This is a genomic window from Sphingobacterium sp. UBA3549 (assembly GCF_002376635.1).
In the GTDB taxonomy this organism is placed as follows: domain Bacteria; phylum Bacteroidota; class Bacteroidia; order Sphingobacteriales; family Sphingobacteriaceae; genus Sphingobacterium.
Genome location: NZ_DFOE01000037.1, coordinates 404,749 through 420,607 on the forward strand (window position 1 = coordinate 404,749; position 15,859 = coordinate 420,607).

Consider the following 15,859-nt stretch of genomic DNA (forward strand, 5'->3'; position numbering starts at 1 on the left):
ATGGCAAACTTAAATATTGACAGTGAAAAAAACAGGACCTACGATGCTATTGTAATCGGTTCTGGAATTAGCGGGGGATGGTCCGCAAAAGAGTTGTGCGAGAAGGGGTTAAAAACATTGGTGTTGGAACGTGGACGTGATGTTCAGCATATTAAAGATTACCCAACCACCAATATGATGCCCTGGGAGTTTGAGCATCGGAACGAAATGCCTTTCAAAGTAAAGGAAGAAAATCCAGTCGTCAGCAAATGTTATGCATTTCATGAGGATGCAGCCCATTTTTTTGTGAAGGATAAAGAGCACCCGTATATTCAGGAGAAACCATTCGATTGGATCAGGGGATACCAGGTGGGGGGTAAATCGCTGTTATGGGCGAGACAGACACAACGTTGGTCTGATTTTGATTTTGAAGGCCCTGCCAGAGATGGTTTTGCTGTAGATTGGCCGATACGTTACGCCGATTTAGCACCTTGGTACAGTTACGTCGAAAAATTTGCCGGCATTGCTGGAAACCACGACGGACTTCCAGAATTGCCAGATGGTGAGTTTCTGCCGGGATACCCTTTAAATATTGTTGAAAAGTATTTTAAAGAAAGCGTTCAAAAGAGATTTCCGGAACGCAAGGTGATTTCAGCACGCTGTGCACATCTCTCTAAACCCAATCCCATTCACATCGAGCAGGGACGCGTACAGTGTCAAAATCGGGTACTTTGCCAGCGCGGATGCCCTTTTGGTGGATATTTCAGTTCGAATGCCACGACAATCCCTTGGGCCGCAAAGACCGGAAATATGACCTTACGGCCATTTTCTGTAGTTCACTCTATCCTGTATGATGAACAAAAAGGAAAAGCCGTGGGCGTACGTGTGATTGATACCAATACAAAAGAAGAGATTGATTTTTATGCTAAGCTGATTTTTGTCAATGCGGCGGCAATTAATACAAATTTGATCTTATTGAATTCTAAGTCCAACCGCTTTCCAAATGGTTTGGGTAACGATAGTGGCGTTTTAGGCAAATACGTCGCCTTTCATAATTATAGTGCGCGTATCTATGCAGAATATGAAGGACTGTTGGATTTTAAAACCGAAGGGCGGAATCCCGCGGGTGGGGGATATATTCCACGTTTCAGGAACTTGCATAAACAGGAGACCGACTTTTTAAGGGGGTATGCTGCCGGATTCGGAGCTTCGCGCGGTAAACAGTCCGATCGTTCGGGTTTAGGACTTGATCTGAAAAGTAATTTGTTAAATCCCAAATTAGGTGTGTGGCAGGTGGGATCTCACATGATGGGTGAAACCATACCAAAAGAATCGGGGATGGTTTCATTAGACAGTAGTAAAAAAGATGACTGGGGCATTCCGCTATTAAAAATTGCTGTCGATTATGATGAGAACGATGAAAAAATGAAAAATGATTACATCGCTGTCATGACGGAAATGTTTACAGATGCTGGCTTCACAAATATTCGTCCGGATACACACTGGCAGGCTCCAGGTTTGGATATTCATGAAATGGGCGGTGCACGTATGGGACACGATCCGAAGACTTCGGTATTGAACAAATGGAATCAAATGCATGCGGTGAAAAATGTATTTGTCACTGATGGTGCCAGTATGACGTCTACATCAACACAAAATCCTTCATTGACGTATATGGCATTTTCGGCACGGGCTGTCGATTATGCGATCAGCGAAATGAAAAAAGGAAATATCTAAAAGTGCGGTATTGGAGGAAGATTTTTTTTTAAAAATCTTCCTCCAATAAAAATAAAATGTTATCTTTCCAACTGGATAACATGTTACAACCAAGAAACAATAACCAAAAGAAAGACAAAAATTTATAGACAATTAAAAAACCAAAATTGGGAAACCAAAAAATTTTTACAACAAAAGCAAAAGCGATTTAGCTAATTTATTGCGAATTCTGTGAGACAATAATTCCATAGATATTTAGACCTGATGCTATTTATTTTATCGTAAATGAACGCAAAAGGAATCTAATAGGCAATTTTTCAAGCAGTAGATTGCAAAAAAACATCAATTAAGGGAAACTAAATTAAACTAGACGTTCTAAGCTTCATTTTGCTAAAACGTTTTTATAAACCAAATCACTATTAATATGAGCAAAGTTGACGTAAAATCACTTGCGCAGCTTGGGAAAAAATCAAAACTATTTTTCTCATTAGCTGTCATTGCTGGTACTTTCCAACAAGCCAATGCCGCAGTCGCAACTTCATTCAAGTACGAGGGCAAATCCGTCGTGAAAGAGATGAGCCATTTGCAGCAACAAGTTAAAGGGAAAGTATTGGATGCTACCGGAAAGCCAATTTCGGGAGTGAACATCGCCGTTAAAGGTACTTCAAAGGGTACGCAATCCGATGCCTTGGGTAATTTTACACTAGATGCTAAATCGGGGGATGTACTGGTAGTTTCTTCCGTTGGTTACAAAGCCAAAGAAGTCACTGTTTCCGGTACAACAGTTTCCGTGCAATTAGACGATGATCAAAGTCAATTGGACGAAGTTGTCGTTGTAGGGTACGGTACCATGCGTAAATCGGATGTAACGGGGTCTATTGCGATGGTTAAAGGAGCCGACCTGATTAAAGATCAAAGTTTCAGTGCTTTAGATGCCTTGAGAGGCAAAGCTTCGGGGGTAAATATCTTTTCGAATTCAAGCCAACCTGGTGCTAATGCGAATAGAGTTGTTATTCGTGGTGTAGCAACGATCAATTCTTCTTCCAACCCATTATATGTAGTTGATGGAGTCGTGATGGAAGATTTCAATTTGTTGAATCCGAATGATATTGAAAACATAGAGGTTTTAAAAGATGCTTCTTCTGCGGCAATCTACGGTGCGCGCGGAGCAAATGGTGTTATCTTGGTAACCACAAAACGTGGAAACAAAGATGGATCTCGAACGATTAGCTATCAAGGATCGGCGGGTGTTAGCTCGGCTCAGCGATACATGGATTTGCTCAATGCACAGGAATGGGTGGATGCCTTTATGATTGGGTTGGAAAATGAAAATAAGTACCAAGGAAAGTCATGGTCTTTAGATAAAAAGACGTGGTTTAATGATGCAGACTATTTTGATGCAAACGGCAATCCACTGTATGATACCGATTGGCAACGCGAGGCAACCCGTACGGCCATTTCACATAACCACCAATTAAATGTGCAACAAGGTGATGAAAAATCATCTGTTGGTGCATTTTTGAATTATACGGATCAACAGGGAATCATGAACAATACCTGGAATAAGCGGATCAATGCAAAAATGGCTTATGATGCAAAACCGACAACATGGCTCTCTACAGCAATTAATTTAACCGTCAATCACACCTGGGGGCGTTATACGCCGGAAGACGGTGGTGGACAGGAAGCGCGTCGTACCATGATCGAGATGATTCCTTGGTATCCTGTTTATGATAAAAATGGACTCTATACAAATTCTGCATCGTCTACGGTAGCCGAAAAATTAAGTTTTGAAGGAATGGCCAATCCGGTTTCCATTTTGGATTTGCAAAAACGCCTACGCTACAATACACAGATTTTTGGAAATGCGGCATTAACGTTTCATCTGGCCGATGGATTGGATTTGAAAACGCAATTGGGGATTGATCACCATAGAAAAGACTATAAAGGATACTCTTCAAAATTATTAAATAATATTTCCAGACCAAATGGCTGGGCAGAACGTTCGCATACGAATACGCTGTATTGGCAGGAAGAAACCTATCTGACCTATAATAAGCAATTTGATAAACATCGCATCAATGCGATGGCAGGTCTGTCGTGGCAAAAGAAGACCTATGACTACGATAAAATGCGGACGGAAGGATTCCCAGATGATTTCTATGAGTATAATCGAATGAACCTAGGTGTAACGCCAGCTACGCCTGAATCATTCTACAATGATTGGGCGATGAATTCGTATTTCTTGCGGGCAGCATACTCGTATGATAATCGCTACTCTGCAACAGTTACAAGTCGTTATGATGGTTCATCGAAATTTGGCAAGAACAATAAATATGCATTTTTCCCTTCATTAGGTTTGGCTTGGAATGTGTCCAACGAGGAATTTTTAAAGGATAGTCAGACCATTAGCAACTTGAAGCTGCATACAAGTTACGGTTTGACAGGGAACTCTGAAATTGATCCTTATAGATCGTTATCAATCGTAGATGCTGGTACAATTTTATTAAATAATACACGGGCGCCCTGGTCTTATGTCAGCACGATTTCAAATGAAGATTTAAAGTGGGAGAAAACTGCACAGTTTGATGTTGGGGTGGAATTGGGTTTACTTCAAAATCGTCTAAATTTTGATGTTTCTTATTACCGTCGAAAAACAACAGACCTACTGTTGGAGACACCGATACCAAGAGCGACCGGTTTCAAATCCGTCATGAAAAATATCGGCGCCGTACAAAATCAAGGTCTGGATATGATGATTACCGGTACGATTGTGACCAATGAGAATTTTGATTGGAAAGCATCGTTGAACGCCAACTACAACAAGAATAAGGTATTGAAATTGGGGGAGAACAATGCAGATATCTTAAAGAATGATTGGGTCGGTGGTGCAAATAGTGTGATCCGCGTTGGCGAAAACCTCAACAGCTTCTACGGCTATAGAAGGTTAGGTGTCTACACGAAAGCAGATGTTGATGCTGGAAACGCTACGGTGAAGCAAATTGGCCGTGCAAAACGCACAACCGAGAAAGAAATTATCGGTAAAGGTCTACCAGATTGGACCGGTAGCTTAATCAACAACTTGCGTTATAAAAACTTCGACTTTACGTTAGATCTACAATTTGTGAAGGGAGTGGATGTCATGCAACAATTCTTCCATTCAACGTATGATCGTTTTGGTATTACCAATGGTCTAAAAGAAATCCTGACGGATGCGTATAACGGTTCAAATCCGGATACCAAACAACAGGCGATCTACCTGACCAATGGAGGGCATGCTGGTCAGGACACCAATGTGGACGATGCTTGGGTTGCGGATGGTTCTTATGTGCGTGTAAATTTGATACAATTTGGCTATACGTTTAATTCGGACGTACTAAAGCGCATAGGATTATCCAGATTACGTGTTTATGCGAATGCAAATAATCCATTCTTATTCACATCAAAAGATTTTAAAGGTTACGACCCGGAAAGTACTTCTCAGTATGATCCAGAAATGACTTCTCAATTTACTGCACAAGGGAATGGAAAATTTGGACAAAACATGACCTTTTTCTCCTATCCTAGAGCGAAAACATTCTCTTTGGGTGTTAATGTTACATTTTAATGCATAGAATTTAAAAAGATGAAGAATAAATTATTTCTGTTGTTATTGGCCGGACTGGCTCTCACAACATCCTGTAATAAATTTTTGGACGAAAATCCTAGCTCTAACCTGTCATTAATTAGTTATTATGAAAATGAAGGACAGGCCGAAGCAACTGTAAATGCACTTTACCGTCGGGGTTCACCATTACGTTATTCTACAACAGGTTCCTATCTAGGTTCTACGGCTTCCATTAATACCATTTTAACCGGGTATTTTACGAATAGTTATGAAGGGCAAGAGCGTGTCACCTTGTTTGCGCGTGAGTTGACGCGACAACAAAATACGAGCGTAATATCTCCTACAATGAATACGATTTGGGATGGAGCTTACGAAGCCATTAATATCGCTAATGCAGGTGTAAAGTACATCCCGCAGATAAACATGGTCAATGAGACCAAGAAAAATACCTTATTGGCTGAAGCCAAATTTTTTAGAGCCTACAACTACTTTTATCTTGTCAAAACATTTGGAGCAGTGCCCTTGTATACACTCCCGAATGAGACATTGAACGATCCACTTTATCTAGAACGTACCGAGGCGACGAAAATCTATGAATTGATAGAGACAGACCTGAAAAGTGCTGTAGAGGTACTGCCAGCCAAGACGTTCGTAGACAATGGTCATCGTATTACAAAATACGTGGCGGCAATGCTGTTGGCAGATGTTTATTTGCAGCAAAGTAAATTTGCCGATGCGGCTACTATGGCTAAGATTGTGGTTAACTCGCCGCACAAGATGACACAAAATACGGACTTTGCAGAAAATAGTGCCTACAACTTGTTGCGTCGTACGGATAATCTGGATGAGGTTATCTATGCGCAAGAATTTGATGATATTATTGCCAATAGTGGGGCGCGAACAGCCACTGCTTTTAGCTCGTCCGCAGTTTCGGTATTTACTACTTATTCGATATTTGAGCGTGTTTTTGGTCCTACGAAACAGTTTTTGAATGTTTACGATAAAGATGATTTACGGATCAAACCTAACCAGTTCTATCACTGGTCTTATACCAATCCGATTAATGGTAAAAAATGGACTTCAGAAGATGCTGGTATATGGTATTATGTCGATGAGCAAGCTCTGTTAACGACGGGAAGAGGGACAAAGGACTGGAATTTTTACCGTTATCCAGAAGCTTTGTTAACTGCGGCCGAAAGTATCGCTAAAACAACTGGAGTCAGTGCTGAAGCTGCCGGATATTTAGCACAGGTCAAAGCACGTGCGAACACAGCTGGAAAATCCGTTGCTGCTTTCACGGCAGAACTACAAGGATTGTCAGCAGAAAATTTTGTCAAAGAATGCTGGAAAGAACGTCTACGCGAATTACCGCTGGAATACAAAATGTGGGATGATATTGTACGTACAAAGATGTTCCCTGTAATCTCCACAACAGAAGCCGGAAAAGTAGATTTTGTTCCGCTAATCGGTGCGAAAAACGCATCTGGTGCGACATTTAAAGAATCCGATCTCTTATGGCCTATTTCACCTGATGAGATTCAACGCAACAATAAATTGACTCAGAATCCAGGGTATCAATAGATCTTTCAATAGTGGTCATGGCTATCAAAATGGATAGCCATGACTATCTAAACTGATTTATAGGTGAAAATCCCGAATCAGCAAAGTTATTTTAGAACCAGCGCTTTGTCTAATGCTCCTTCACGCAAAAAAATCAGTGACTGTTCAGTGTTGGTCGGGTATCGGAGCCACATAAAAAAAGCCGTTAAGAATTGATCTTAACGGCTTTTTTACGTTATCGCCAATATTATATATCTACGACCACATCCATTTTAAAGTCATCATCTTTTAGATGAACAATCTCAGTTGCTTTTTCGTAGTTAGTTGATTTCTTGGAGAAGAAATCATGTTGTGTTGTCTCGGTATTCAATCCATTCAATACGATTGGATTGACCTGTTTTACTTCGAAGATCGGATCAAATCCAAGATTCATTAACGCTTTGTTGGCATTATAACGAACATATTCTTTCACCTCGGCAGTTAAGCCCACTTCGGTATAGATCTCTTCGGTATATTTCAATTCATTCTCATACAAATTGTAAAGAAGTGCCAAGAAACGTGCTTTGACCTGATCTTGATTTTTTAATTTTTTGAATTGATCTTGGGCGATCAATCCTACGAATACGCCATGTATCGATTCATCAGCGATGATTTTTTTAATGATATCAGCTGATGCGACCATCTCGCCTTGTCCACATAACCATAACGGTAGGAAGAACCCGGAATAGAACAGGAAGGACTCCAATAATACCGAAGAAGCCATCGCCATATAGATTTCTTCTTCTGAAGCATCTTCTTTATCGATCGCACGATAATAACCATCGATTGTTTGCGCTTTGTATTGTAAGTATTTATTTTGCTGAACCCATTCGAAAATATCGTTGATTTCAGCGGTTGTAGAAACTGTCGTGAAAATAGTGGAATACGATTTTGCATGGATAGCTTCCATCATACACATATAGGACAATACTGCTTTATTCTGTAATGTGTCGATATGATCGATGATCTTAGGCATACCCGTATGACTCTGAAGGGTATCCAATAAGGTTAAGCCACCCAATGCTTTTTTATACGCATCTTTCATTTCTGGACTGATACGTTTCCAACTATCAATATCTTTCGATGGAATGTATTCTGTGTCGATCCAGAATTGACGGATATTTTGTTCCCAGAACATTAATACATAATCGTTCTCGGGGGTATTCCAGTTGACGGCTTTATATGTTTTACTCATTTTTAGTTTAAAGTATTAGGCATTTAGTTTACCAAATCGCAAAATTAAGCTGAACAAGAGACACATTCGTCAATCGTTGATTTTCTTGTCCGTGTATAGTAAAGGGATTTTAACCCTAGTTTATGTGCATAGATATAATATCTCGATAAATCTCTCGTCGAATCTTTTGAGTTGGTATGCAAAATAGTGGATACACCCTGATCGATATGACGTTGAATGACTGAAATCAGCTTCAATACTTTGAATTGATCCATATCATATGCCGATTTGAAATAGAAATAATTATCATTTGTCAAATATGGCATTGGATAGTAAGTTGTGCTGTCGCCATATTCACGTACTTCAATGATATCTACAATAGGCATAACCGATGCAGTAGCATTCATGATATAGGAAGTCGACTGATTTGGAGCAATAGCCAAGCGATAAGCATGATAGATGCCATGTTCTTTGATTTGTGCTTTTAACGCCAACCAATCTTCTACCGTTGGAATATGTATACCTTCGAATAACTCCGTTACCTTCGCTGTCTTTGGCATGTAATCGCGGTTGACATAGTTGTTGAAATAGGTGCCATCAGCATAGGCTGATTTTTCAAATCCAACAAATGTTTTACCACGTTCTTTGGCAATTTCCATGGACGCTTCCAATGAATAATAGTTCATCATCATAAAGAACGTATTGGCAAAATCCAATGCTTCGTTCGATTCGTACATGATGAAGCTTTTTGCAAGATAACCGTGTAAGTTCATCGCACCTAGCCCTACGGAATGCAACTCGCGATTTGCTTTTGCAATCGAAGGGACCATATCAATATTGGTTACGTCTGTAACGACAGTTAAAGCACGCATAGCCGTTTTTACGGTTTCTTTGATACGTTTGTTGTCCATTACAGTTGCAATATTCAATGAACCAAGATTACAGGAGATCCCATAACGGATCGTGTCTTGTTTGCCATAGATCTCAATGTCGGATACTTGAGATACCTGCATGATCTCCGTACATAGGTTAGAGAATTTTACCTGACCGATTTCATTCAACGCATGGACACGGTTGGTATTCTCTTTAAAAAATATATACGGGTAACCGGATTCTTTTTGTGTCTGTGCAATCTTAACCAAGAGGTGACGGGCATTGATCTTTTTCTTTTTTACGTTTGGATTCGTGATCAATTCGTCGTACATTTTGTCCATATCCATCTCGTCCAAGAATTGTCCATACTCTTGCATGACGGTATGTGGGTAGATCAAATAGCAAGGCTCATCTTTTTCTGCCAATTCCATGAATTTATCAGGCACGATAATACCGATAGACAAGGATTTGATACGTACTTTTTCATCGACATTGATCTTTTTACAATCCAAAAACTCTTCAATATCGGAGTGAAAAATATTGAGATATACGGCACCTGCACCCGGACGCTGTCCCAATTGATTGGCATAGGAGAATGTATCTTCCATGATTTTCATAATAGGAAGTACACCGCCCGCACGACCTTCAACACCTTTAATTGCCTCGCCACGAGCACGGATTTTCGAAATATTGAAGGATACGCCACCACCGATAGAAGATAACTTCATAGCAGAATCAACAGCGTAACCAATACCATTTAAGTTGTCACCGATTTCATCAAGGAAACAAGATACCAATTCTCCCGAGCGTTTCTTTCCTGCATTTAAGAATGTAGGTGTCGCTGGTTGGTATTCTTGATTGATCATGATTTCGGCGTATTCAATTGCTTTTTTTACACCTTCTTCTCTTGCCAAGAATAGGGAAACAGCAACAACGCGGTCTTCATAGCGCTCTAGGAATTTCTCACCAGAATCGTCACGCAAAGCGTAGCTCTGGAAGAATTTGAAGGCCGCCATAAAAGATTCAAAACGGAATTTTTTAGCGTATACATAGTTGAATACTTCTTCCATCTCTTCAAATGTAAACCATTGGTAAAAGTCAATATAATAGTTATTCTCTACCAAATAGTCTATTTTTTCTTTCAATGTATAAAAGAACACCGTGTTCTTATTTACATATTCTAAGAAATAGGCACGAACTGCTTCCTTATCTTTATGTAAGCTGAATTCGTCATCATGCTTAATCATGATTTCATTATTAAGCAATATCCAGTTTTTTGCTACTTCGTTTGCTACCATCGCAAAAGTTCTTTAAGATGTCAATAAATTGATTAATGTCTTCCATTGTTCCGGACAGTTCAAATTTGAATGCCAGTGGAATGTCGAAATCTTGTGAAATGCGATCAGCTGCTAAGCCATAATTCGGACCCCAATTGCGATTACCGCTGGAAGTAACAGAATAGATGTTTTTAGCTTCGCGTTTCATGAATTCTACTGTATTTTCGGGTACCTGCCCAAAATTTGTGGTGAAAGTGACCAAATGGCCAGGTTCTTTTACCCTCAAATCGGGGGTTATTTTATGGATTTGCCAGCCTGTTATTTGAGCGACCTTATCCATAAAACGCTGTACGTTGCCCGTTTTGGAATCATAATAAATGTGTATCATGTTGTTGTTTGGTTTAAATGATACGCTGAATTTATTAAAGTGCAATGGCAGCCAATTCTTCTGGTTTAAAGCCAATGATACGGTGTTGAATCTCTTCATTTTCCAACACAATTACAGTAGGAACTGTGCGGATTTTGAATCTTGCGGCCAAGTCTGGTTCATCAAAAGGATTAACCGTTTCATATTGGATACCTTTTTGATCCAAATAAGCCGATACTTGTGCACAAGGGGCACAATCGTTTTTCTCAAATTTGATAATTCTTGCCATGTTACTTGTTTATTTTTTTTATTCCAATCTTTATAGAAAAACTCGGAACGAAGTTAATTGTATCAATTTTAATAGGGGAGCCCGATCCTAAGGTTAGGCCGGGCATTGAAAACAGACAATTACCAAATAGAACGGTCTGTTTCCGATACGTAAAAAACTTCATTGAGTTGCTAATTCTTTTATTAGCTTAACAAATATCCTACATTTTCCTGCTATGCGGTAGGTTGACTTTTCCACATTTTGGGTAAAAGTTTAACAGAGCATGCGTTTGTAGAAGATTGTTGTGGTTAAGTTATTGATTTTGTTAGCGTTAAGAATGTGGATAACTTTAAATTGGTAATTTTTACCGCTATTTTACAAATGTTTTAAGTTTAATTTGAGTGTCATAAAAAAGCTACAAATCTTGCTTCTTAATGAAAGTTTTATTATTTTATTTTGCCTTAATTTGAAAAATAAATTTATGAAGAAACTATTCTATGGTCTCTTGCTGTTAACTTCACTACAAACGCAAGCGCAGGAAAACATTACCTTTCAAAAACCTTCTACTGAAATTCTGGCGTTAGCGGATTATGTACGCCCTCCTCAGCTGAAAATTTCAGGCGATAAAAATTGGATGCTTTTTACATTCCGCCCGACTTATAAAAGTCTAGCTGAATTGGGGCAGGAAGAAATGAAACTGGCGGGATTAAGGATTAATCCGAAAACATATATGGAGAGCTCAACGCTCTTTTACGATAAGATAGCCTTAAAAAAAATCGATCAAAATGTTGAATATACTGACTTTTCCGGGATGCCAGAAAAGGCTGCACTATCCAATTTTATGTTTTCTCCGGACAATAAATGCTTGGCATTCAGCAATAGCAATGATAGTGGTACAGCTTTATTTGTCGTTGATCTCGCTACGCGGAACGTCAAACAGTTAACCAATTACAATTTGAATGGAACAATGACGGCACCTTTTCAATGGTTGAAAAATTCGTCAGGTTTAATGATCACCAGTCTGCCGCAGGATAGGCCTGCACTATTGGATCCTTCCAAAGATTTGCCGAAAGGGCCGGTTGTTTCCACAAGCGATGGAAAGGTTTCTCAGTTGAGAACGTATCAGGACTTGCTGAAGAACCCGTTGGACGAGGCAAACTTTGAAACATTGGCGCAGTCGAATCTGCAAATTGTGGATCTTAACGGCAAAATTTCCTCTTTTAAAGACAGAGCCATTTATACAGGGATCAGCTTTTCCCCGAATGGCGAATATGTGATGGTATCAACGATCGCGAAGCCCTATTCGTATGTGGTTCCGCTTTCGTATTTTCCACAGAAGGTACATATCTATGATCGGTCAGGTAAGGAAATCGCACTTGTAAATGAGGTGCCTTTAACGGAAGTTATGGCAAAGGGCTTTTCATCTACACGCGCTGGAAAACGGGCCTGGCATTGGCGGAGCGACCAACCTGCTACGTTAGCTTATATTGAAGCCCTTGACGGCGGGGATGCGAATAATAAAACGGAGTTTCGGGATGCCTTATATACCTTGCCATACCCTTTTAAAGGGGCGGGAAAGCTTATTTTTAAAACCAAAGACCGTTATGCAGGTGTAGTATGGGGCAATGAGAAGTATGCTTTGGTTCATTCGCAATGGTATGATACTAGAAATAAAAAAACTTTTGTGGTTAATCCTTCCACGGGAGAATCCAAACTGTTGCACGATCGGAACAGTCAAGACGTGTATAATGATCCTGGCGACGTGTATACGGAAAGAAATAGCTTAGGCACTTACGCTATGTATATAGATAAGGATAAGGTCTTATTTGTGGGCAAGGGGTTTACTAAAGATGGCGAGTTTCCCTTTGTGGATGAACTCAATTTACACTCTTTAAAGAAAAAGCGAATTTACACTGCAGCAGCATCCGCACTACAAGAACGTATCAGCCAAATAGTAAATCCCAAAACAGGTGACTTATTAATTTCGCTTCAATCAGCATCGATCTACCCCAATTATTCCATGAAAAATATGAAATCAGGGAAACAGACGACACTAACAGCTCTTGAAAACCCGTTCAAATCCTTGGAAAAAGTTCATAAAGAGATTTTGAATTACAAACGTAACGATGGGGTAGAGCTTTCGGGAACGCTTTATCTGCCTGCCGGTTATGATTTTAATAAAAAGGAAAAATTGCCATTGCTCATGTGGGCTTACCCAAGGGAATACAAGGATAAGCATACCGCTGGACAGAGCACGGCCAACCCTAAGGAGTTTACATTCCCAAGTTATGGTTCTTTTATCTATTGGGTATCCAAAGGGTATGCTGTATTGGATAATGCTGCCTTTCCAATTGTTGGAGAAGGGACAAAAGAACCGAATGATACTTTTATTGAGCAACTTGTGGCCAATGCTGAGGCAGCAATCGATGCGGTAGACCGGCTGGGCTATATCGATCGAAAAAAAGTTGCGGTAGGCGGGCATTCCTATGGTGCATTTATGACAGCGCATTTGTTGTCCAATTCTAAATTGTTTGCAGTGGGAATAGCACGTTCTGGAGCATATAATCGAACCTTAACGCCATTCGGTTTTCAAAGTGAGCAGCGAAACTTCTGGGATGATCCCGCATTGTATATGACCATGTCTCCTTTTGTAAGTGCCGATCGGATGAAAACGCCACTGTTATTGATTCACGGTGGAGCAGATAATAATCCCGGGACGTTTACTTTGCAGACAGAGCGCTATTTCCAGGCGCTGAAAAATTTGGGAGCTCCTGTGCGCATGGTGATTTTGCCGCGTGAAGCGCATGGATATGTTGCCAAAGAAAATATCTTCCATCTATTGTGGGAGCAGGATCAATTTTTGCAAAAATACTTAAAAAATTAACTGTCTGGCCGAAACTATTGTGATCCGGACAAGACGCTATTTTAAGAAAAAAGGGACTACTGTCAGTCCCTTTTTCTGTGCAATAAATTTTGCTTGACTATCAAGCATCGTACCTATTTGCTCGCTTTGACCGTAAAGGGTACGACATATGCTCCCCACTCCAAGGAGACTGTTCCCTGTGGACTTGCATTAATCTTAAATTGTTCCTGTGAGGTACTTGCTGTTGCATTACTGACGGAAATGCTTAAGGCGTCTTCTTTGGAATCATATTTCGTTCCCCACTGATTCCAAACTTTATTGAACATGAGCGTTGTTTCATGTTCGCCCGGGATACTGTAAAGACTATATTTTCCAGCGGCCAATTTCTTGCCTTCAACCAATACATCTTTATCGAATTCGATCGTGGTGGCTTCATTTGCTCCGGTTCGCCATACTTTACCGATAGGGGCAACATCAACACCCAATTGACGGCCTTTCAATGATGGACGGCTGTAATTGATGTCGATTGTGATACCATCGACCGTAGTCACCTTGGTGTTGTCAGGAGGACTTGGTCGTTTACTTTTGTCTGTCTGCGCAAAGGTAAGCTGACCTATTAAGGTCAGAATTGCTAAAATCACTACTCTCATATGTGCTTATTTTTTTGATTAAACAATTAAATATAAGATTTTTATGTGATGAAAATTTTCCGTTTTATTAGAACTTTACGAAATCATGACCGGTCGGTCTTAGGCGCTATGAGTTGTATCCTGGAAATAGATAAAAATAAAAAGCCAGCGTTTTAAGCGCTGGCTTTTTATTTTTATACCAAATACTCGAATAATGTTTGGTCTTTGTTGATCTCAATGACATCAAACTTATATTCTTTCATGCGTTCAATCAATGTTGTATAATCTTCGGGTTTGTTGAGCTCGATGCCGACTAGCGCGGGCCCCCTTTCTCGCTCAGTCTTTTTGATAAACTCAAATCGTGTAATATCATCTTTAGGTCCCAATACTTCGGATACGAAAAGTTTCAATGCGCCAGGCCTTTGCGGGAAACGAACGATGAAATAATGTTTGTAACCTTCGTAAAGTAAAGACAGTTCTTTGATTTCACTCATACGGTCAATATCATTATTTCCACCGGATATGATACAGACGACTTTCTTTCCTTTAATTTCATCTTTGTGGAACTCGAGCGCTGCTACGGAAAGTGCTCCTGCAGGTTCGACGACAATTGCATCCTTATTATATAGTTCTAAGATACAGGTACAGATTTTTCCTTCAGGAATAGAACGCGTATCATCCAGCAGTTGTTTGGCGATTTCGAATGTTGTGGCACCGATTTTTTTAACAGCGGCCCCATCAACGAATTTGTTAATATGTTCAAGTTCAATCGGTGCGCCATGTGTCAGGGCAGCTTGCATGGAAGGGGCACCTTCGGGTTCTACACCATAACATTTGATTGCTTTGTTTTTATTTTTAAGGTAATAGCTAGCGCCTGCAGCCAGACCGCCACCACCAATAGGAATAAACATAGCGTCCATATCGGGTAGATCCTGCAAGGCTTCAACAGCAACGGTGCCCTGACCTTCTACAATTTTGAGGTCATCAAAAGGAGGGATAAAAGTCATGCCGTACTCTGCTGTATAAGCTAGCGCAGCCTTTTGGCAGTCGTCAAAGGTGTCGCCGGTTAAGATGATTTCTACATTGCCATTACCCCACATTTCGGTTTGCGAAATTTTCTGGCGTGGTGTCGGACCGGGCATAAATATCACCCCTTTGATATCGAGTTTATTACAGGAGAAAGCGACGCCTTGTGCATGATTACCTGCGCTTGCGCATACAACACCAAGCTGCCGCTCTTCTTCTGTAAGTGAAATAATCTTATTATAGGCTCCTCGTAGCTTGTACGAACGTACGACCTGTAGGTCTTCTCGTTTGAGGTAAACTTCGGCGCCATATTTTTCGGATAAATGCCTGTTATACTGTAAGGGGGTGCGATTGACCACAGACTTGATGCGTTCAAGCGTGGCCTCGGAGTCGATATTTAAGGTTGAAAGATTCATTGTTAGAGGATTGCCCAGTTAAGGTAGGTAAGAAAATGCAGATACCCGCTATTATACTAAAGATT

General features: G+C 40.3%; 10 protein-coding genes. 4 read left to right on the forward strand and 6 right to left on the reverse strand.

Annotated features, from left to right (window positions below):
• The 3 genes from B2W36_RS20500 to B2W36_RS20510 all read left to right on the forward strand — a co-directional run bounded on the left by B2W36_RS20500 (position 1) and on the right by B2W36_RS20510 (position 6,883).
• Positions 1-1,716 carry a GMC oxidoreductase gene (locus B2W36_RS20500; protein ID WP_293889399.1) on the forward strand — a complete coding sequence of 572 codons (1,716 nt, stop codon included), beginning with the start codon at positions 1-3 and terminating at the stop codon, positions 1,714-1,716.
• Between the two features lie 403 nt (positions 1,717-2,119).
• Positions 2,120-5,302, forward strand: coding sequence for a SusC/RagA family TonB-linked outer membrane protein (locus B2W36_RS20505; protein WP_293883969.1), 3,183 nt, complete (start codon positions 2,120-2,122; stop codon positions 5,300-5,302).
• A gap of 18 nt (positions 5,303-5,320) precedes the next feature.
• Complete coding sequence (locus B2W36_RS20510) at positions 5,321-6,883, forward strand: RagB/SusD family nutrient uptake outer membrane protein (protein ID WP_293883967.1); 1,563 nt, start codon at positions 5,321-5,323, stop codon at positions 6,881-6,883.
• 226 nt (positions 6,884-7,109) lie between these two features.
• On the opposite strand, the gene nrdF is transcribed toward B2W36_RS20510, so the two are convergent.
• The 4 genes from nrdF to B2W36_RS20530 are packed head-to-tail and all read right to left on the reverse strand — an operon-like array spanning position 7,110 to position 10,881.
• A complete protein-coding gene (gene nrdF, locus B2W36_RS20515; RefSeq protein WP_209578155.1) occupies positions 7,110-8,096 on the reverse strand; it encodes a class 1b ribonucleoside-diphosphate reductase subunit beta in 987 nt (328 codons plus the stop codon).
• Positions 8,097-8,140: 44 nt separating this feature from the next.
• Positions 8,141-10,246, reverse strand: a complete 2,106-nt coding sequence (gene nrdE / locus B2W36_RS20520) for a class 1b ribonucleoside-diphosphate reductase subunit alpha (RefSeq protein WP_209578156.1) — start codon at positions 10,244-10,246, stop codon at positions 8,141-8,143.
• Complete coding sequence (gene nrdI / locus B2W36_RS20525) at positions 10,206-10,613, reverse strand: class Ib ribonucleoside-diphosphate reductase assembly flavoprotein NrdI (RefSeq protein WP_293883963.1); 408 nt, start codon at positions 10,611-10,613, stop codon at positions 10,206-10,208. The genes nrdE and nrdI overlap by 41 nt, the downstream gene beginning before the upstream one ends.
• A gap of 34 nt (positions 10,614-10,647) precedes the next feature.
• Positions 10,648-10,881, reverse strand: a complete 234-nt coding sequence (locus B2W36_RS20530) for a thioredoxin family protein (RefSeq protein ID WP_046673718.1) — start codon at positions 10,879-10,881, stop codon at positions 10,648-10,650.
• A gap of 460 nt (positions 10,882-11,341) precedes the next feature.
• Here B2W36_RS20530 and B2W36_RS20535 point away from each other — a divergent pair, with 460 nt between their 5' ends.
• Positions 11,342-13,744 (forward strand): S9 family peptidase, encoded by a 2,403-nt coding sequence (locus tag B2W36_RS20535; protein WP_293883958.1) that lies wholly within the window; start codon positions 11,342-11,344, stop codon positions 13,742-13,744.
• Positions 13,745-13,857: 113 nt separating this feature from the next.
• Here B2W36_RS20535 and B2W36_RS20540 read toward each other — a convergent pair whose 3' ends face one another.
• Both B2W36_RS20540 and ilvA read right to left on the reverse strand, forming a co-directional pair.
• Positions 13,858-14,373: a DUF2911 domain-containing protein gene (locus B2W36_RS20540; RefSeq protein ID WP_293883956.1), complete on the reverse strand. Its 516-nt coding sequence runs from the start codon at positions 14,371-14,373 to the stop codon at positions 13,858-13,860.
• Positions 14,374-14,546: 173 nt separating this feature from the next.
• Positions 14,547-15,794 carry a threonine ammonia-lyase IlvA gene (gene ilvA, locus B2W36_RS20545; RefSeq protein ID WP_293883955.1) on the reverse strand — a complete coding sequence of 416 codons (1,248 nt, stop codon included), beginning with the start codon at positions 15,792-15,794 and terminating at the stop codon, positions 14,547-14,549.
• Positions 15,795-15,859: the final 65 nt, after the last annotated feature.

Bases quoted from the DNA above. Each gene is read 5' to 3' on its own strand.
- B2W36_RS20500 (WP_293889399.1), top strand. From the start codon at position 1: ATGGCAAACTTAAATATTGACAGTGAAAAAAACAGGACCTACGATGCT.
- B2W36_RS20535 (WP_293883958.1), top strand. From the start codon at position 11,342: ATGAAGAAACTATTCTATGGTCTCTTGCTGTTAACTTCACTACAAACG.
- B2W36_RS20540 (WP_293883956.1), bottom strand. From the start codon at position 14,373: ATGAGAGTAGTGATTTTAGCAATTCTGACCTTAATAGGTCAGCTTACC.
- nrdF (WP_209578155.1), bottom strand. From the start codon at position 8,096: ATGAGTAAAACATATAAAGCCGTCAACTGGAATACCCCCGAGAACGAT.
- B2W36_RS20505 (WP_293883969.1), top strand. From the start codon at position 2,120: ATGAGCAAAGTTGACGTAAAATCACTTGCGCAGCTTGGGAAAAAATCA.
- B2W36_RS20510 (WP_293883967.1), top strand. From the start codon at position 5,321: ATGAAGAATAAATTATTTCTGTTGTTATTGGCCGGACTGGCTCTCACA.
- B2W36_RS20530 (WP_046673718.1), bottom strand. From the start codon at position 10,881: ATGGCAAGAATTATCAAATTTGAGAAAAACGATTGTGCCCCTTGTGCA.
- ilvA (WP_293883955.1), bottom strand. From the start codon at position 15,794: ATGAATCTTTCAACCTTAAATATCGACTCCGAGGCCACGCTTGAACGC.
- nrdE (WP_209578156.1), bottom strand. From the start codon at position 10,246: ATGGTAGCAAACGAAGTAGCAAAAAACTGGATATTGCTTAATAATGAA.
- nrdI (WP_293883963.1), bottom strand. From the start codon at position 10,613: ATGATACACATTTATTATGATTCCAAAACGGGCAACGTACAGCGTTTT.